General features: G+C 57.0%; 12 protein-coding genes. 5 read left to right on the top strand and 7 right to left on the bottom strand.

Going from position 1 to position 18,623, the window contains the following annotated elements; translation table 11 throughout:
• Positions 1 to 6: 6 nt before the first annotated feature.
• Positions 7 to 1,134, bottom strand: a complete 1,128-nt coding sequence (locus EDF70_RS24310) for a hypothetical protein (protein WP_132278936.1) — start codon at positions 1,132 to 1,134, stop codon at positions 7 to 9.
• On the bottom strand, positions 1,124 to 1,768 hold the full coding sequence (locus EDF70_RS24305) for a hypothetical protein (protein WP_245519323.1): 645 nt from the start codon (positions 1,766 to 1,768) through the stop codon (positions 1,124 to 1,126). The genes EDF70_RS24310 and EDF70_RS24305 overlap by 11 nt, the downstream gene beginning before the upstream one ends.
• A gap of 1,421 nt (positions 1,769 to 3,189) precedes the next feature.
• On the opposite strand from EDF70_RS24305, the gene EDF70_RS24300 reads away from it, so the two are divergent.
• The 5 genes from EDF70_RS24300 (at position 3,190) to EDF70_RS24280 (ending at position 12,346) form a co-directional block, all read left to right on the top strand.
• Positions 3,190 to 4,776, top strand: coding sequence for a carbamoyltransferase C-terminal domain-containing protein (locus EDF70_RS24300; protein ID WP_245519322.1), 1,587 nt, complete (start codon positions 3,190 to 3,192; stop codon positions 4,774 to 4,776).
• Between the two features lie 17 nt (positions 4,777 to 4,793).
• A complete protein-coding gene (locus EDF70_RS24295; protein WP_132278931.1) occupies positions 4,794 to 5,627 on the top strand; it encodes a glycosyltransferase in 834 nt (277 codons plus the stop codon).
• Between the two features lie 12 nt (positions 5,628 to 5,639).
• Positions 5,640 to 7,757, top strand: coding sequence for a family 16 glycosylhydrolase (locus EDF70_RS24290; protein ID WP_132278928.1), 2,118 nt, complete (start codon positions 5,640 to 5,642; stop codon positions 7,755 to 7,757).
• Between the two features lie 327 nt (positions 7,758 to 8,084).
• A complete protein-coding gene (locus tag EDF70_RS24285) occupies positions 8,085 to 10,451 on the top strand; it encodes an ATP-dependent endonuclease (RefSeq protein WP_245519320.1) in 2,367 nt (788 codons plus the stop codon).
• The gene (locus tag EDF70_RS24280; RefSeq protein ID WP_132278925.1) at positions 10,448 to 12,346 is read left to right on the top strand and encodes a UvrD-helicase domain-containing protein; all 1,899 of its coding nucleotides are present in this window, start codon (positions 10,448 to 10,450) and stop codon (positions 12,344 to 12,346) included. Before EDF70_RS24285 ends, EDF70_RS24280 begins: the two co-directional genes overlap by 4 nt.
• 174 nt (positions 12,347 to 12,520) lie before the next feature.
• On the opposite strand, the gene EDF70_RS24275 is transcribed toward EDF70_RS24280, so the two are convergent.
• From EDF70_RS24275 to tssI, 5 genes are all read right to left on the bottom strand, one after another.
• A complete protein-coding gene (locus EDF70_RS24275; protein WP_132278922.1) occupies positions 12,521 to 13,645 on the bottom strand; it encodes an RHE_PE00001 family protein in 1,125 nt (374 codons plus the stop codon).
• Positions 13,646 to 13,847: 202 nt separating this feature from the next.
• Positions 13,848 to 14,135 carry a barstar family protein gene (locus tag EDF70_RS24270; protein WP_207908312.1) on the bottom strand — a complete coding sequence of 96 codons (288 nt, stop codon included), beginning with the start codon at positions 14,133 to 14,135 and terminating at the stop codon, positions 13,848 to 13,850.
• Positions 14,136 to 14,144: 9 nt separating this feature from the next.
• Positions 14,145 to 15,764 carry a PAAR-like domain-containing protein gene (locus tag EDF70_RS24265; RefSeq protein ID WP_132278919.1) on the bottom strand — a complete coding sequence of 540 codons (1,620 nt, stop codon included), beginning with the start codon at positions 15,762 to 15,764 and terminating at the stop codon, positions 14,145 to 14,147.
• On the bottom strand, positions 15,761 to 16,822 hold the full coding sequence (locus EDF70_RS24260) for a DUF2169 domain-containing protein (RefSeq protein ID WP_132278916.1): 1,062 nt from the start codon (positions 16,820 to 16,822) through the stop codon (positions 15,761 to 15,763). Before EDF70_RS24260 ends, EDF70_RS24265 begins: the two co-directional genes overlap by 4 nt.
• 7 nt (positions 16,823 to 16,829) lie before the next feature.
• Positions 16,830 to 18,623 (bottom strand): type VI secretion system tip protein TssI/VgrG (gene tssI / locus EDF70_RS24255; protein WP_132278913.1); only part of this gene is annotated, 1,794 nt, incomplete at its 5' end.

Here is an 18,623-nt window from a genome sequence, read left to right as displayed (position 1 = left end):
GTCTAACTACAAAATATAGCTGTCTTGTAGGATGTTGCGCTGTTCCTGAAGGCTAGGAATAAGACCTAAATTCCTACCCTGTTCTCTAGCTACCTCGCGCACCAAGTCATCAAATTCAAATGATAACTTTTGTAATGCGTTGAACTTCTCGACCTTGTCGATGATTTTCCGTGAACCATCGGGCACCTCGAGTGTCAGTGCGTAGCTCTGATTATTGGAAAGAAAATTGAGGTGCCGTTGGGCCTCAGCCAGTACAGAAAGCTCGTAAATGCTCCCTCGCGAGAGCACCTGGAGGTCGGCATGATACATGATAGAGGCGATGTCAAAACTGGGTAGGGCGATCGTAGTGCCTTCCGTTTCAGCGTCGTTTTTTACATTCTTGGCAAGGCGGATGGCTTTCTTCACCCCCCCTGCTACTGAGCAATCTCGATCATGGATTTTCTGGATGTGAAGAAAAGGCCAGTTGTCGATGGTTGTAGGAACATTCTTGTCCAAAATGGTCACGGCTCGGTCCGCTTCGCGGCCCGACGTCTGGTATTCCGCCGTATCGTACCAATGGGAAGGGACGACATCTACCGGCCGTGCCAACGATCCTCCAAAAACGGCAATTGCCTTGCCGCCGGATTTATCGACCGTTGCGGCTGGGAAGGCGTCTTTTAGCGCTACCTCCGATTTCAACCTGATTTTCATCAGGCGTTCTTGGGAGGACTCTGTGGTCCCTAGGCCGCTGTAGCTGCCGCCTTTCGGTCCCAATCGATTGTAGGAATAGAAATATCTGTCCAACGTCAGCAGATCGACGTCGCTCACGCCGCGGATATGTACATCCAGCGCGACAGACCCCTGGATCCGGAATTCTACAAAAAGCCCGTGATTTTCCAGTCTGGTAAGAAGTTGATTGCCTACGCGCTCTGCCGTATCCAAACTGATACGGGTGTACTCTGGATCAACGGCCTGCATGGCCCCCAAGGCGTAACGCGTATTGGGCTTGTCCAGAGCGCGTTTCTGCCAAGATTCGTCCAGAATGCTCTTATTGAGGACCTCTGCTTGCTCAGCATAATTAAGCTCTCCGAGACGATCAGTCCCTTTGCGGCGCTTCGCGAGCTGTTCGAGCCGTTTATTTACATCACGAGCCATTCTCAGCCCTCGTCAGTTTGAGGGTTCCGAAGGTATCTCTCGAAAAGCCGTTGAAGTATTCACCTTCGGCCGATTGGCGATCGCCCGCGAATGTAATCTGCGCGAAACCCCGATGGGACTTCAGATCGGCTTCGCCTGCTTTGGGCTCATTCACATAGTTGTAGAGCAGGTGATATCCTTCTATCGGGTCACATGTTATCGCTGCGGCGATGCTATGGGAGCCTGACTGAGGGCCTTTGAGGCGGACAAACAGCTTATCCCATGACTGCACAATGGTAATCTTCCCTTCCCAGTCGTTTCGGAATGTGCCGTCCGCTCGGTTGAATGTGCGTCCTTCGCAGTCCCATTTGCCGCTGATATCCGGGACTTTCAATATTCGCCCAAGAATGGGCCAACGCCACAGAAAGCGATCAAAAAACCAATACAGTGCTCCAAATACCATGCTTGCACCGACAAGAGACAGCACTGTAGGTGGCAGATTCACAGGGAGGCCGTAGCGGGCAGCGATATCGACTGCCGACAGGAGGAGGAAAACGATACCGGCGGAAATCAAGGCAGCAAGTCTCCCCAAATGCCGGCCAACGTTGGATCGGTTCAATCCGCCTAACAAGGCATATTCATGTTCTTTAAACACGCTGCCGTCCCTTTTTGAGATCATTATAAATTACATAAAGTTGTTGTGATGGATCAATTCGCGTCAGAACCAATTTCGAACTTTCCACAGAATCTGTTTCCGGCAGGAGCCTCAGATGTAAACGGCCTGAGCATGGGGAGTGAAGTTTCTCGTTGGCGTTTGAGATCACTGCCGTCTCGATACCCCTTGATAGACAGTTGATCACGCTTTCGAGCAATGGTCGGAGACGTGCCTGTACCAGCCCGAAAGAGGTTGGTCGCAGGCTGGCAGTATTTACCTGTCATGTAGACAAAGACAACATGAACTAGCGTCGGCTTTGAGGATATGCAGAAGCGCTGTCGAACAGCAGGCCCCGTCATTCATTGGCTACACCAGCGTGAAATATTCCAAACACGGCCAGATACTTACTCTCTAATATCCACTATGGCGTCGGAAGCGAATCTGCAGATGATAGCTATAGACTCGCGACGGCTAACCCGCCAACCTCGGCATTCCACATGTAATTGTGTTGTATACTCAGGAAACCGTTTCAGATCGAGAGATCGCCCCACTGGACCGGTCTCAGTGGATTGTTGCATTTATCCGGCAGTTGGGCTGAGACACCCACGTTGGAGAGCAGTTCCGTCGCAAATATTCGTGACTTCGAAGGAGATCCGAAGCCAGGAATCTTTGCCCGAGACGAAACTTCCAACAGAATTCGAATGACGCTCGACATTCGCGGAAGTTTGAACAACTCCAAGACGAATTCGGGCCGTTAAATCATCCTTTAAGAGCTGATTTTCAACTCGATCAATGCTTTTTTGATAAGACAGAACTCGATCCCACGAAGCGCAGCCTCGAAGTTTCCATAGAGGTCGAAGTTACTGCATCCGGTCTTTAGCGACGAGGCCGGGATCTCGATCGCTTGTACCGATAGTGGCTGCGGCTTTGGCGATGATCAAACCGACGCCATGCTAACAAAGGACACATCCTACAAGGATGACCTCTCGATTGCCGGCATAGGGAAGTGCAAAGGTGCCGGCGGCATCGAGTATTTCCACCATTTCGAGCACGTCGGAATCCGCCGCACGTATCACAGAGGCGAGTTCGTCCAAATGCGCAAGCTGACATCCTTCCTCTAGGTCTCGATCCGAGTCACTATACGTGGCGTGCATCAAGACGAGCTGGACGGCCGCCGTTTAAAAACGTCTGCACTTCGCCAGCCAGCGCAAATATCCCCGCCTCCCACAAGCATTGTCGCCATCCACAGCTTAAAGCTGTCGCATCACAACTTTAGTGCCGATCCGCTCTAAGAGCGGTTGCAATTTTGCACCTGGCCGCGTGATGTCATGGCGGTTCAACGATCAAGACTCAAGATGAAAATTCTCTCATACAATCCTGGCCACGACGGCGCGATCGCATATCTCCGGGACTCCCGATTGATGTTTTCGATCGAGGCGGAGAAGGACTCCGGTTACCGATACTCGTATGTGTCAGTAGCCGACATCCTCGACGCCATTGGCGAGCTTGATGATTTGCCGGATGTCATATGCATGGGAGGGTGGTGGCCCCGCGACCATCACGAGTATCTTCACGGATCGCACAGTAACTCGGGCTATCGGGGCGTCTCGGGCTCGAGCACCATCGTGGACAAGGGACGGTTGCTTCGAGGCAGGGTCGACTACTTCTCTTCGTCGCACGAGCGATCGCATATTCTTTGCGCCTTCGGCATGTCACCTTTCCCGAAGGGCACTGCATGCTACGCGCTCGTTTGGGAAGGAGAGGTGGGCTCCTTTTACGAGATCGATCCGGAGCTCAACATCACGCTGATCGGCGATGCGCTCACACAGCCCGGAAACCGGTACGGACTTCTCTACGGGCTGGCTGATCCCACCTTTCCGAAGGACGGGCCCTACCCCCGCGCCTCTGACGCCGGCAAGTTGATGGCGATCGCATCGTTCTCGACACGCGACGTCCCCACGGCGGAGGAGCAGCGACTGATGAGCTTCCTGTTGCGCGATCCCTATCGAAAGCTCAGCGATTACGACCGGATTGCAGACGCGCCGCACCTCAATGTTGGACTCGACGACGCGGAGTTCCGGAACTTCGCAGGCATATACAGCGATGCGATCTTCGACCGCTTTCACAGGTTTGCTAGGGAGAATCTGAGGGGCGGGCTGCCACTCTTGATCGCTGGCGGCTGCGGTCTAAACTGCGACTGGAATTCCAAATGGAGGGACACCAATCTCTTTTCTGAGATCTTCGTTCCCCCCGTCGCCAACGACTCGGGATCGGCGATCGGCACCGCTATCGATGCGCAGTTCTACTTTACTGGCAATCCCAAGATCGACTGGAGCGTATACTCGGGTCGTGATTTCCGGACGGACAGTCCGATCGACCCGAGCAGGTACGACATCTATGAGAAAGATGATAGCCGGGTTGCGGCAATGCTGGCTAACGACCTTATCCTCGGATGGGCGCATGGCCGCTATGAGATCGGACCTCGCGCGCTGGGGAACAGATCAATCTTGGCAGCTCCGTTTCGAGATGCGACAAGGGTTCGCCTGAACGAGATCAAACAGCGCGAACAGTTCCGACCAATTGCCCCTATCTGCCTGCAGGACGAGGCCGAGAAGTGGTTCGGATGCGACCGTGAAAGCCCTCATATGCTCTACACCTACCGTGCAACCACCGATGCTCTCTCGGCTGTCACCCACGTCAACGGGACGGCTCGCCTCCAAACGGTGACGCCGTCCAGCAACATGGAACTGTGCAGCCTGCTGGAAGCATTCCGATCGCGCACCGGTTACGGAGTGCTTTGCAACACGTCTCTTAATTTCAACGGCAAGGGATTCATCAACAACATGGTTGATCTTGATGCCTACGCCGTCGAACACGGACTGGATGGATTCGTGGTCGACGGACGAGCGTATCTGCTGAAGGACTCGCCACGTTATCTAGCATACCTGGATGCTGGAGCGCCGACGACGGGAACGAATGCGATGCACAACCCAAATCGAACTATGTGAAGACGGATTCGCGAGAAATGGACTTCGACCCACGAACTCTGGAGAAGGACGAGCCTGCCCGTTCCGCCGCCATTAGAAACCTGATGCTGCGGCAGGTTGAGATTCCGGCCGGAAGCGACGAAAGACCCGCCAGCAGCGCGCCGCTTATTCCCAGGCGGCTGCTGAGATACTGGCACGATCTGACCGACCTTCCGGAAGACGTCAATGCCTGCCTCCAGAGCTGGGACCGCCTTGCCGACGAGGGATTTGATTTCCATCTGTTCGACGATGCCAGCGCCGCTTGTTACATTGCCGATACCTATAGCGAGAGAGAGCGGCAGGCGTTTGCGCGTTGCAGCCATCCTGCAATGCGTTGCGACTATTTCCGCATGTGCTTCATACTGGCCGAGGGCGGCTTTTACGTCGACGCAGACGATGTCCTACTGGGAGACGAGTGGCGGCAGATCTTTCGCAACGACAAGCTCAAGATACAGCCCCTTTGCTACGATATCACGGCCGGGGGAATGATGCCTGCAGCCGATATCTGGCGTCCAGAGCTGCCGGAGGGTAGCAGGAATTTTTACGTCAACAACGACCCCATCGCCTCGCCATCCGGCCACCCGATCCTGCATCGAGCTCTTGACCGTGCGACGTCCAAGCTCCTTGGCGCAGAAGATGATCCAGAAATCCAAGCAACGACGGGGCCCGGTAATTTCACCATCGCTCTAGTGATTCACGCCTGGGAGCTCGAGCAAGCCGGCCTTCCCTTTGATTTTGAGCTCCTGCGTAATTGGAACGCGATAGCGGAAATGAGATGGGATCTCTCCTACCGAGGCGACTCTCGCAATTGGCGCAACGTATATGGTTGCTGAGGTCAGTCAGCGATGAGGTCTACAAAAGGATTCAAGGACGTCTTCGGTCCAATGCGGGCGCTAGCTTTCCGTGTCTCTCGCGTATTGTGGAGCGTCATTCCGGCCGGTCAGATCTCAGCATTCGGTACTGGAGCGGGCAGGATCGGAATGGTTATGATCATAAACCTTGATCGGCAGCCAAGAAGACTCCGCCGGACGATGCGCGAGCTGAACCGGTACAAGAACTTCGACGGTCTCCCGCTGTGTACGATATCGCACAGGCTTCCCGCCATTGACGCACGAGACGGTCGTGAAGTTGCATCCACCTCCGACGTTGATCAGACTTACCGGCTGGCGCATCAGCTCTTCGTCCAACCGGACACAAGGCTTGAAGAGTGCTTCGACCCCTCAGAACCAGTCCGGATGACCCGACAGGAAGTGGCCGTCGCACGGTCGCACATAGAAACATGGAAGGCGATTGCCTCTGGTCAGCAGGAACACGTTCTAGTCCTAGAAGACGATATATGGTTCGCGCGCGGTGCTGCTGCGGCCATCGATCGAGGATGGCGCGCATCATGGCAGCGTCTGGGGGGGCACGGAGGACCAGACCTTCTCTACTTCTCCTACGAGGACGCCGGCGGCACGGCCGCGCGCTTGGATGCTTGCGACGCCGTTTTTCGTCCGCTGCGTGGTTTGTGGTTCCTGTCAGGCTACGTTCTGTCCCGCAGAGGTGCGCGGACCCTGCTGGAGTCAATGCCCGTTGTCGGGCCGGTTGACATGTGGATCAACTACCGCCTCGAAAAGCTGCGGGCGCTTGCGCTCTCTTCTCCTGTTGTCCTCCAGCGAGATGATGGAGGCTCAGACAATTCCCATTCCATCCTCCCTTATCTGGCGCGTGCCGGGATCGTTGACGCGAACTCAACGCCGGTCCCCAAGAGAAGTGCAGCAGGGCCGGTTTTTGCGTGGACCGGCAAACGCGAGCGCGAAGGGCTGGCCATGGCCCTCTCAATGCTTGGGCTCCGAGTTCGGGTATTCGACGGCGATGAGAAAGAGCTGGGTGAAGAAGATCTGGCATCCATACTGACAACATTCGACGCGCTCGTGGATGCGCCACTCTCGGCAAAGGCGTTCGCTGCATCGACAGCGCGGTCCGACTCCAGGTTCGTGCTCGAAGGGGCTCCAAGGCTGGATCGCCAGCAAAACCGCAAAATACTGCCGCCATCACGCACTGTCGCATTCGACGCCCGGGAACCCAGCGACGCAATGTGGCAACCGTTGTGCGCTTTGCTCGGTCTCGCACCACCGCCTTATGCATTTCCCGCGGGTGCTCCTAGGTCATGGCGGATCCTGCGCGACGATCGGCACGAGCCCGTGAGACAAGTCAACGGCATCCGTCCCGAGCGTCTGACAGACGACTCTGCTTGGGCCTTGGTTCCTGACCGGGCCTGGCCGACCCGGACAGCCTCCGCGCGAAGCATCCACCCTGTGGGCGACTGCCTCATAAACGAGGCGATGACTAAACCCACGCCTATACTTCCAGCCGCGACCGAGACATTTCCCGGCAATCGTGCTGCGTTCAATCCCGATGGTCTGTTGCAGAACGCCGACGGCGCCCAGCTCGTGCTGAGCAAGGTTGAAAGCGGCAATAGAAAATATCGCTCGGGAGCCTTCGCCTCGGTGCGGTCTTTTGAACACGGTCGGTTCGAAGCCGAGATCAGGCCGGCCTGCGGAGCCGGGCTTGTTACCGGCTTCTTTCTGCATCGGGCTTTGCCACGGCAGGAGATTGATATCGAGCTGACGGGCGACGATCCGCGACGCATGCTGTTGAATGTATACTTCAATCCGGGCGACGACGGCGCAGCGATCGGATTTGGTTATCGCGGCTCGCCCTGTCGGATCGACCTCGGGTTCGATGCAACCTCCGACTTCCATCTGTATGCGATAGACTGGCGCCCGGGCTGCATAACGTGGTCGGTGGACGGTAAGGCAATCCACCAGCGAGTCGGATGGGATCCGACGCCGCTTCCTCATCTGCCCATGCGCCTCCACGCCAACTTGTGGGCCCCTCGATCTGAGGCCCTCGCGGGTGTCATGAACGACCGCGCGCTGCCTGCGACCGCCACGTTCCGGAATATCAAAGTATGGGCCTGATGCGGAAATCATTGGCGAAGCACTCGCAGGGCCCCCCCTTCCTTTGATGGTCTCGGAACGCCCGCTTGACGAATTTCACCGCTACCGCCGTGGGTTGCTCTTGGGAGCCTACTGCCCGAATTAGAGGATTGACGCAACAGCGTCAGCCGCAGCGTATGAAGTCAATCTGGCATTTTTGTCAGGTGACGGCATGCGCAGCCTTTTGCATAGCCTGGATCTTTTCTGGAAGACTTTCCCAAGCACTGGATCGAAAGTCGGAATTCGTTAGCGGCGATGGCAGCAGAACGGTGACGAATCAACTAATCAATGACTATTGTGCAATCCAGAATGGCACTGATGCTGGATTGTTTGATGCATATTGAAACTCTTCGTATCCGTAACTTCCGACGCTTGAAAGACGCCCGTATCGATCTGGCCTCGGATATCTCGATCTTCGTCGGGGCGAACAACAGTGGAAAGACGTCGGCGACGCACGCGCTGCAACTCTTCATCGCGGCGTCGCGGGAACGGTTTTCGATCCATGACTTCAGCTCGGACTGCTGGGATTCCATCGACAACTTTGGAGCCGGCCTGCCAGACAGCGTGCTTCCGACGATTTCCATGGACATCTGGTTTGAGGTCGAACCTGGGAATCTTCATCGGGTAGCAGATCTCCTACCGAACCTCTCCTTCACCGGCAGCACGGTCGGCATCCGTGTGGAGTTCGCGGCGATCGACGCCGCCACGCTGCGCCACGAATATCAGGCTGCTCATGCTGCCGCTGCAGCAAACGCACGCCCCGCGGCGGATGGAGTGCCCGCCTACCATCCCTCGCCACGAACACTCTGTGACTACCTTCGCGACGATGGAGGCGCGCGGCTGCGGAAAGGATTCGACCTTCGCTATTATGTCTTGGACAAGGCGCGCTTCGACGGCGAGTTCCGCGATCTGCCAGGATACGTGCCGCGTCTCATCTCCTCAGACAACGGACGCGGCGGAAGGGAGATTCTGGCTGGACTCGTAAAGGTCGACTTCCTGCACGCGCAGCGGCATCTCTCGGATTCATCAGGCGGGACCCGTTCCGAAGAACTGTCGAGAGTTCTTGGACGGTTCTACCAGCGGAACCTGGAGCAGCGTACCGAGGACTTCGACGCCCAGCGGGCCCTGGCAGATTCCGAAACGATGCTCAACGATCACCTCGGTAGGGTTTTCGGACCCACTCTCGATCGTCTGTCCCAGCTTGGATACCCGGGTCTGGGCAACCCGCGCCTGCTTATCAAGACCGCGTTGAATCCTGCTGCGATCATGAGCTCGCAGGACGGAACAAGGGTGCATTACGCGCTAGGAGAAGCCGACCAGCACGGCGTCTTTCCGACACTGCCCGACCGATACAATGGGCTGGGCTTCAAGAACCTGATATACATGGTCGTGGAACTGCTGGACCTTCATGCAAGGTGGATGGAGGTGGAGGAGAGCAGGCCGCCTGTCCATCTCGTCTTCATCGAGGAACCGGAGGCCCATCTGCATGTCCAGCTCCAGCAGGTGTTCGTGCGGAAGGTGCTCGACATCCTCAAGATCGAGGGCCCGGAGGCAGCGCACTACACCAGCCAGCTCGTGGTCTCCACGCATTCGTCCCATATCCTGTACGAGAGGGGTTTCCGCCCGATCCGTTACTTCCGACGCATGCCGGGCGCGTCGCAGACCTCGCAGGTCCTTAACCTGTCTGAGTTCTATCGGGACACTAAGCCACGGACCCGGCTCTTTCTAGAACGCTACCTAAAGCTCACGCACTGCGATCTGTTCTTCGCAGACGCCGCGGTTCTCGTCGAGGGCAACGTCGAGCGCCTCCTGCTGCCTGCAATGATCGCGAAGGCGGCTCCGGGGTTGCAAGCCGCGTATCTCAGCGTGCTTGAGATCGGCGGCGCCTTCGGCCATCGCTTCCGGAAACTGGTGGAATTCCTGGGCATCACCACGCTCGTCATAACCGACATCGATAGTGTTCTGCCGGGCGCGGCGCCTGAACCGGAGGACGAAATCGAAGCAGACGTCGCACCGGTCGCAGATGGAATCTTTGAAGACCTGATCGGTGACGTGGAAGCCGCAGCAGAGGTAGTCCCAGAGGCTGCGGAGGAGGAGCCGGAAGACGACGATGACGAGCCCGGACCTGGGACTGCCTGCATCGTTAGCCATCCGGGAGCTGTGACCTCGAACCAAACGCTCATTAAATGGCTGCCCGGCAAGACCCTCATCGCCGACCTTCTCGCTGCCGATACCGATGAGTGCGTGCAGGCAAGGGTCGCGCCGCACGACGCGCAAATACGTGTCTCCTACCAGACCGTAGTAGAAGTCTCATGGAGGGGGGAAGTAGCACCCATCGCCGGACGGACGTTGGAAGAGGCCTTCGCGCTGGAGAATCTCGTCTGGTCTCAGGACAAGGCTCGCAAGGCGCTCAGGCTCAAGATGAACGGTTCTGCGAACCTTGATCTGGCTGCCATTTCGGAAAGGCTCAACAAGAAGATTGCAGCATCAGGGTTCCGCAAGACCGACTTTGCTTTGTCGCTTCTGGAGCAGGATCCGAAGGAATGGAAGGTCCCCACATACATCGCCGAGGGTCTCCGGTGGCTCGAGAGCGAGCTCACGCCGGCTCCTGCCGTTGGCGACATCGGGAACGACGGTGCGGAACCGGAAGCGGACAATCTAGGACTATTGGTATGACGAGCAGGAGCGGCAAGCCGGACACCCAGGCCGACGTTGAACTTCGCAACGCGTTGAGCGCCCGGCCTCCAAAGCACTTCGTGATGGTCGCAGGCGCGGGGTCGGGAAAGACCACGTCGCTGATCAAGGCGCTGGGGTATGTTTCTGAGACGCGGGGCGATCAACTGCGGATGCGCGGGCAGCATATCGCTTGTATCACCTACACCGAAGTGGCGGTGAACGAGATTCGAAGCGACGTCGGCGACGACCCGCTTTGCCGCATCTCGACGATCCATAGCTTCCTGTGGTCGCTGATCCAGCCTTTCCAGTCGGACATCCGTGACTGGGTCCTCGTTCGAATCGACGAGAAGATCGCCGAGGAGGAAGCGCGCCAAGCAAATCCTAGAACTCGGGCCGCCTCTCGGCCTAAGATAGAAGCCACTATGACGAGATTACGCCAGCAGAAGGAAGTGGTTTCCTATCTGGAGAGGTTCACCTACGGTACCGGCAGCGACTACGGGCACGGCATCCTCGGGCACGCAGACATTCTCAAGCTCGTGCCCACCTTGCTTGGGGAGAAGCAGCTTCTCCGAGATCTTCTCGCCGCGAAGTATCCAGTCCTGTTCGTCGACGAGAGCCAGGATACCATGCCGGCATTTATAGAAGCGCTTCGAACGGTGACCCTTACCGTGAATCATGAGTTCTGCCTTGGTTTTTTCGGCGACCCAATGCAGAAGATCTTTTCCACAGGAGCCGGCGCAGTTTCGCTCGAAGACGGCTGGATCGAGATCAAGAAGCCGGAAAATTTCCGGTGTCCCCAGGCCGTACTTAAGGTCATCAACGCCATACGAGCCGAAGACGACCGGCTCGTCCAGACAGGCGGCAGGACCGAGCGGTCGGGCGACGGCGACATACCCATGGCTGGGACAGCGAGAATCTTCATCCTTCCCGCTGATGAGCACCGTACGGCGCGCATAGGAGACGTCCGCGAATACCTCAGTCGTAAGAATGCAGATCCGCATTGGAAGAGCGATGAAAAGGACGCGGACGTTCGGATGCTTGTTCTGCTGCATCGTGCTGCCGCAAGCCGGTTGGGCTTCCCGAGCCTATATTCGGCTTTGCACGACAGATCGACCGAAAGCCTCAAGGAAGGCTTGGCAGACGGCACGGCCTGGCCGCTCCGGCCGTTCCTGAACTATCTCCTACCTCTAGCCAATGCACTAAGCGACGGCGACGAATTTGAGATCGTATCGATTCTGAAGGGCGGGAACGCTCTCCCAGGGCAGCCTGACGGCGAGAGCTTTGTAGACAGCCTGAAGCGCCTACACGCGGCGACGACCGAATTGAAGCGCCTGTTTACAGATCCTAATGTGACGGTCCGGCAGGTGCTTGAACACGCCGTCGCAACGTCGTTGATGACCGTCGATGAACGATTGGCGAAACATTTGGCGTTGCCAGTTGCCCCCGACCTCGAGCACGATCCCGAGTATCCGCCTCTGCTCGCCTTCCTGGCTTGTCCGGCAAAGGAATTCTTTGGCTACCGGAACTACCTCGACGACCTCTCTCCTTTCTCCACTCAGCAAGGTGTGAAGGGCGCCCAGTTCGACAGGGTCATGGTCCTCCTCGACGACGAGGAGGGAGAGGCAATGAGGTCGTTTTCCTACGGGAAGTACTTCGGCATCACCGACTTGTCGCCTACAGACATTGAGAACATCGCGATAGGCAAGGATTCTGCAATCGAGCGGACGCGGCGCCTATTCTATGTCTGCTGCTCACGAGCCGTTCTGGATCTCGCCGTCGTATGGTTCGCGCCCGACGTCGATGTCGCGAGGGCGGCCGTCCTGGAAAAAGGCTTCTTTCGGCCGGAGGACGTCCTGTCCAAAGATGTGCTTGCATGCCCCCTCACCACGCTCTGATCCGGCTTTCTTAAATCATTCGTTCTGGATCTGCAGGCCTGCATGCAGCTTTTCTCAAGCGGCGGGATTGGCTACAGCGCATAGAGCGCTTGCTCCTTTAACCCAGTACACCTTCTAAAATCCGACCGTCTCAGACCCTCAGCACGGCACCTTGGGCGATCGCCGACAGGCCAGCTAAATCACGCCCCACGCCCGAAACCTCCCCCTCCCCGTCATCTCTCTGAGGCCCAGTTCCAAAACAATCCGCCGCGCCGCCTGCGGCGTCACCTCCAGCGTCTTCGCCACCATCTTTGCCGAGACCAGCGGCTTTGCCATCACCAGCTCGACCAGCTCCGGCAGTCTGGACGACGTCCGCCGCCCCTCCAGTTTTCGATCCATCATCGTTTTTGCCAACGTCAGCCGGTCATGTTCTTTGAGTCCTATCTCGGCGGCCGCGATCAGGCCGTGAGCAATGGCGAGTAATCTGGTCTCCCGATCACGATGCCGGCGCCGATCGACCGAAATGGTTTTCAGGCCAAGGTTGATGGCGGCAAGATGCGCGCCGGTGGTGATGCCGGCTTCGCGAAGGATAGAGGCGGCCAGCAGCCGACCGAGCCAAGGGCCGTGCTGTAGCACGGAAAGCTCGTTCCAGGCATCGAGGGCAACGATCGCCTGCAGCACCGCCGGCAGGTCTTGCACCTGCCGCAATACGCCGCGCCATTCGTCCAGCCGTGCATCCTCGTCCCAGTCGAGATCGTAGATCATCGGATCTTTGTCTTGGCCGCTGCCACGCCCGGGCCGCCTTGCGTTCGCGATCGCCGCTTCCGACCGGGCCAGCACCGCATCGATCGCGGCATAGTCGACACCGGGCAGGTTTTCCGCGTCGTCTTCCTCCCCCTCCCCTTCCGGATCCGCCGGGACCGCGCGCGGGATGACGTCTGCCGTCGACGCCTCGGGGCCTACCGCGTTGATGTCCGACGTCTGTCGCAAAGTTCGGATACCATCCGCCGACAAAGCCCAGTCAGCGGACTGGCCGGATATGCGCCGACGAGTGCGAAGGACGTCGCGGGCGATTGTCAGTTCATGGGTGGGCGTGCGAATATCCTTCGTGGCGTCGTGCAGGACGAGGTCTTCGAGGTGCACGAGTTCGCCGTCGATCCACAGCGAAGCGCAGGCGTCGGTGAAGTGGGTACGCGCGATCCAGCCCTGCCCGACCGGCGAGCGGGCGATGCGCTCGTCGAGACGCGTGAGGGCGATGCCGGCGCGAAACGCCGGTTCTAAAATGTTCGAAATTTTCAGTTTGCCGAAATCGTAAGCCATTGATTTTATGGTAAACGAAGTCCTACAGGAACGCTATCGTTAAGTTTGGGTTCCTCACATGGTATGATCGCCAGATGGTGTCCTGACCATCGATAAGTACCTCTTATCGGTGATAAGGCGGCGCTGTGCTTATTCACGTTTGCGCGCATCTCATCAGCATCATTTTTGATCGCTTCTGGACAAAGCCCTCGCCTGCTTGGCGCTACTCCAATTCGTACGTGAACTTTTCTTCAAGGCCCCACGCGATGTCCTGAGCACGGGTGCGCTCGAACACTTCGATAAGCTTTTCAAATTCAGGGCCTAGGTTTTTCTTCGAGTTCTCGGAGTTGACCCAAACAAGATGCAGGGGGCGATCGACGGAACCGCTCATGTGATCCCAAAGCGCATTCAAATTGCGGCCCTGTTTCGGGTTAACGTCGATCAAATCGTAGAATTGTTGATAAAAATCACCTAATTCGCGGATTTCAGTTCCGTCGATACTCATTTTCATTTGGATACCTCATTTCCACGTACCGATTGATGTGACAGTATCATAGTGATCGCTGGTCACATACAATAAGCCGTCATTTGAATAAAGAAGTCGAGTTCCAGGCTGCTTTTTACGAGACATTGTATTGACAAGCCCTACATCAGCTTCTTGCCAAGTTCGGCCGGCTGCCGGGGGCAAGATATTGGTTGTATTGTCGAAAACATCTCCGCCAATCTGGCCTCCCGGCACATAATTTCCAACCGCCTTGCCCGGAGCCCAGCCAGCCTTTGCGGCGTCTGCTTTTGTAACGTAATTTGGCGGAAGCTTCCCAGTGTTACGCAAGCTCTCAACCAGCGGATTTGCTTGCTCCGTTACATTTAAGAGTTCTCTATATCGGGCGTAAATTGCGGCGTTGTGCGCCTCACCAAGTGCGTTTGTGCTCCTCGCTCCCTGCTCGCCGCTTTCTGCAACTGCGCGCCCGACAGTCTTAGAAGAAGGATTGAGCATCCCACCCGCACCTGCAGTCGCTGCCGTACGACCAGTAACTCGCATTCCCGCTGCCAATGCACCAGTGCCGCCTGCAACCCCTTGCACCATACCAACGGTGTTCTCCACCGTCTGAGCTGTCTGCTCGGATGCGCCGGCAAGTCTTGCGACATCGCCTGAAGCACTGGCAATAGCGGTGGCAGTCGATTCACCAGTCCACGCTTGACGCAACCCAGCTTGAAAATTATCAGCGCCATTTACAACGAGTAGCCCGCCACCAATCATCGCTGGCACACCCGGCGCAGCACCTACCCCGGTACCCGTTGCCACACCGCCGACACCTGCAAGCGCTGCTCCGGCAAGCGTTTCAGCTGCGCCTCCGATTGCCTGTAGGCCGCCTACAGACCTAGTGACGATCCGACCATTGTTCTGATCAAACTCGCTGATAGCCTGTCCTGCTTCGTTGAGTTTCTCGCCCGTCCAATCCCATGCGTTTTCATACCAAGCTTTATCCTGCTCATCTGAAGCAGGAGGTGCTTCTGCTACGTCTGTGGCGCCGACGTAACAATATTCCCCTACAGTGTTTCCAGCATTCAAGGTGCATTGGTCGCCATGTCGTTGAACCGGCATCCCGTTCACGAATACGATTTGCGATGACGTTACAGGCTCGACAACATCTCCAAGCGTATTCGATTTGCATCCAAGGCCAATCCCCGCCTCGTCACCAAAGCAACATGAAAATTTTGACTGCTGATGTTTTACTCGTAAGCCATTTGAAAACACGTCGGGTGAGTAGTTGAAGTCATTGTTGGCGGTCCCATAAGTCATGAATGGTGTAGGCTTATTCGGCGCACGACAAACGTCTGGTGACAGGCAAATTGCTATGGCTTCACTGTCATCGTTGATAATCTCGGGCGGGGCTGGATCCGCTGCTGTAGGGGCGGGTGTTGATCCACCACTGTCATCACCGTCATCAAACCATGCTGTTTGGGTATCCGCTCCAGTAGTCGCTCTGTAGTCGACGTACCCCCCCGCCCTATCCGGTTTGAAAAACAGAGTTGAGCTAGGCATACCAAGTTCCGCGGCCAAGGCAGCGTTGGGCGTCGGACTATAACTATACGAGTTTACGTTGATTGTACCCAGGTGCAGCGAGCCGTCGGTCATGCCGCACCGTTGTCGTTAGTGCGATACCGCAAGGTCGGTAACCCTTGCCGTTTCGGCCAAGGGAATCCTGTTCGCCACGTTAGAAAAACACGTCCTATGTTTGGTCGAAAGTCGAAGTGAATACCATCGAGGACCATAGGACCGAGCGCCGGACCATCGCCCTGATCGAGAACAACTTCTAGCTTTATTGATGGCAACGTTCCGATGAGTTTTTCTCGTTGAGGCAGCAGGTTATCAAGTTCAAACGGCTCATTCCCCTCAAGCCATGTTGCAGCGGTTAAATCGGGATGGGCTGCCTGCCAAAATGCGAAATCGAAATCTTTCGGCAATAATGGGTGCCGCTCGTTTAACCAGTGGTCATCATATGTTCCCGCTCGCTCAATGCGGTCCTGCCAAAACGGGGAGATGGGGCCTAGTCCAGCCGGTGGCGGCCGATCGTACACATGACGGATTGGTTGATTTTCGTCCTCGATTTGGGGCGCTGGCCACTCCGGTCTCTCGCGGAAAAGAGATTCATCAACAAGTCCGCGTCCGATAGGATTTCTTTCAATCGTCTCACGGCCCTCAATTTGACCTCCGAACGCTAGGCGCCAGTCGATTGGTACGTGAGTAACCGGCTCTGGCTGTGTCAGTTCCCAGCCGTCAAGCGCATCTTCCTTTTCACGATCTAAAAGCCCAAGCCACGTCTTCCGTGTCTTCGCCTTCCATGCGCGCGGTCCATAGACCCGCAGCCGCTTCTCCAGCGCTGCTACTTTTAAGCCGCAAGTCCAAGACGGAGTTGCTTCACCGCCTGGAGGAAATGCAGCTCCTATGAACGTGACGTCAGTTCCCGGCTTGAAGGGAGCAAGATCTGTGGAAGCCATCTGCGGCGTCTGATGAGGGTCGCCGTCATAAGTGTCAGCCATCACCAATGGGCGCTGAACGGGGTCAATCTGTAACGGTCCCCCGTTACTCAATCTGAACGTTCCCCGCGATACAACGACACCGAGCAATTCACCTTTCAAGTTGTAGTGGCGAAAGGCTAAAGCCGGAAATGGAGTTTGGTTATCAACTGACATTAGAGCCTCAGCCCTTCGCTGCTATATCCGAAGATGTAGGTGCTGCCTCCGAGAAACCTCCGCCAGGCTTATTGAGATCGACAACGCTGCCATTGATCTGCGTGGGCCCAGACGCCGTAAAATTGAAATGCGTGCCGAGAATGATCACCGTGCCATCCTTGCGCATGATGAATTTTGAAGCGCCGCACTCGATGACGAACTCTTCGCCAACAATGACCTTCTTGAATTTGCCGACGTTCTCGATCGCGGTCTGACCGACATTGGTCACCTTCGACACACCGATCTGCTCGACACGGGCTATGCCGACGGTATCGGATTTGAACGAACCGACGATAGTGTTCATGATGCCGGGCAGCGGAAACAGGCTTGCGGCTGCATTGCCGACACCTGAACCCGATCCCGCAAGTGCTGTGCCAGCATCGGCACGAGGACTGGAGCCAGCCACCACACCCTGACGGCTGCCCAATCCACTTTCTCCAAGGAACCCGAGCGCCGATTGCGCCAAAGTGCCGGCGAAAGCTGCAACACTTGGATTGCTGGCGCCGGCGATCTGGGCTACCTGCCCCAAAAGTCCCGAAGTCTGGCCAGCCATTCCCTGTACGGCCCCCATCAGTGCCATGGCCATCGGCCCGGTGCCGCCGACGACAGTGTTCATCGAGCCGCCGACTTCGTGTTTCTGGTTGCCGCCGACTTCAACCGTGCGATTCGAGCCGATGGCTGACACTTCATGACGATCGATACGCTTGGTGCGGTCGTTGAGCACGCGGGTCGTCTGGTCCTTCTGGGCATGAAAGAACATGTTCTCCTTGCCGGCCTCGTCTTCAAACGTCATTTCGTTGAAGCCCTGCCCCTTGTGCGTGTTCGAGCGCATGACCATACGCGTCTTATTGGCCGGAAGGTCATAAGGAACAGAATTGCTGGGGTTGGGCACAACGCCGGTCACAAGCGGCCGATCCGGGTCGCCGTCGACATAAGCAATCATCACTTCCATGCCGATACGCGGAATGACCTGAGCACCCCATGTGCCACCACCCCAGCTTTGCGCCACACGTACCCAGCACGTATCCGATCCATCCTTCTTGGCCTTGCGGTCCCACGGGAACCACACTTTGATGCGGCCATACTGGTCCGGATGGATCTCTTCGCCTTCCGGCCCGGCGACAATCGCCACCTGCGTGCCCTCGATACGCGGGCGCTTCGTTTCCCGATGTGGTGTCATCGGCACACGTGAGGGGACCGCTTCGAACTCGTTGCGATATTCCGGTTCGTTGCTGTTGGTCTCATAAGAGCGATCCACCACCGTCTGCACCGACTTGATGACGACATGTTCGTCATAGGCATGATCAGGATGGGCGACTTCATACGGTGTGAACCGGCGGCCGGTTTCGATGATGCGGGATGTAGAGGCACCATAAACCCGGTCATGATCCGCTTCCGACGCCTGCGACCGCAGTTTTTGCGCACGCTCGGCTTCGGCGACCGAGGAAATACGCGCCGGATATTCGTAAAGCTCGCGCTTTGTCGCATCCGGCATCTGCACCAACGAGGGTGTCATCGTGCCCGGCACCATACGGGGTGTTTCAAAATTCCAGTCGGCGCCGGCGCGCTGGCCCGGCACGTAAGAAAACTGTCGTGCCCATTCGTTAATGTGGTTGCGGTCGGACGATCCTTGAGCCAGGCGCACCCTGCCCTCGCCCTGCGCGGACGGTGACGGTCCAAGCCAGCCATTGGCGGTGTCGGCGACATGCAGCTTGTGCTTGCCATCCTCATGGCTGAACCAGTAGAATAGGCCATCTTCCTC

The sequence above is a fragment of the Neorhizobium sp. JUb45 genome, assembly GCF_004343585.1.
GTDB lineage: Bacteria > Pseudomonadota > Alphaproteobacteria > Rhizobiales > Rhizobiaceae > Neorhizobium.
This window is presented reverse-complemented; position numbering and strand designations above follow the sequence as displayed.

Coding starts and splice junctions, on each gene's coding strand:
- EDF70_RS24310 (WP_132278936.1), bottom strand. CDS start 1,134: ATGGCTCGTGATGTAAATAAACGGCTCGAACAGCTCGCGAAGCGCCGC.
- EDF70_RS24300 (WP_245519322.1), top strand. CDS start 3,190: ATGTTTTCGATCGAGGCGGAGAAGGACTCCGGTTACCGATACTCGTAT.
- EDF70_RS24295 (WP_132278931.1), top strand. CDS start 4,794: ATGGACTTCGACCCACGAACTCTGGAGAAGGACGAGCCTGCCCGTTCC.
- EDF70_RS24290 (WP_132278928.1), top strand. CDS start 5,640: ATGAGGTCTACAAAAGGATTCAAGGACGTCTTCGGTCCAATGCGGGCG.
- EDF70_RS24285 (WP_245519320.1), top strand. CDS start 8,085: ATGGCACTGATGCTGGATTGTTTGATGCATATTGAAACTCTTCGTATC.
- EDF70_RS24280 (WP_132278925.1), top strand. CDS start 10,448: ATGACGAGCAGGAGCGGCAAGCCGGACACCCAGGCCGACGTTGAACTT.
- EDF70_RS24275 (WP_132278922.1), bottom strand. CDS start 13,645: ATGGCTTACGATTTCGGCAAACTGAAAATTTCGAACATTTTAGAACCG.
- EDF70_RS24270 (WP_207908312.1), bottom strand. CDS start 14,135: ATGAAAATGAGTATCGACGGAACTGAAATCCGCGAATTAGGTGATTTT.
- EDF70_RS24265 (WP_132278919.1), bottom strand. CDS start 15,764: ATGACCGACGGCTCGCTGCACCTGGGTACAATCAACGTAAACTCGTAT.
- EDF70_RS24260 (WP_132278916.1), bottom strand. CDS start 16,822: ATGTCAGTTGATAACCAAACTCCATTTCCGGCTTTAGCCTTTCGCCAC.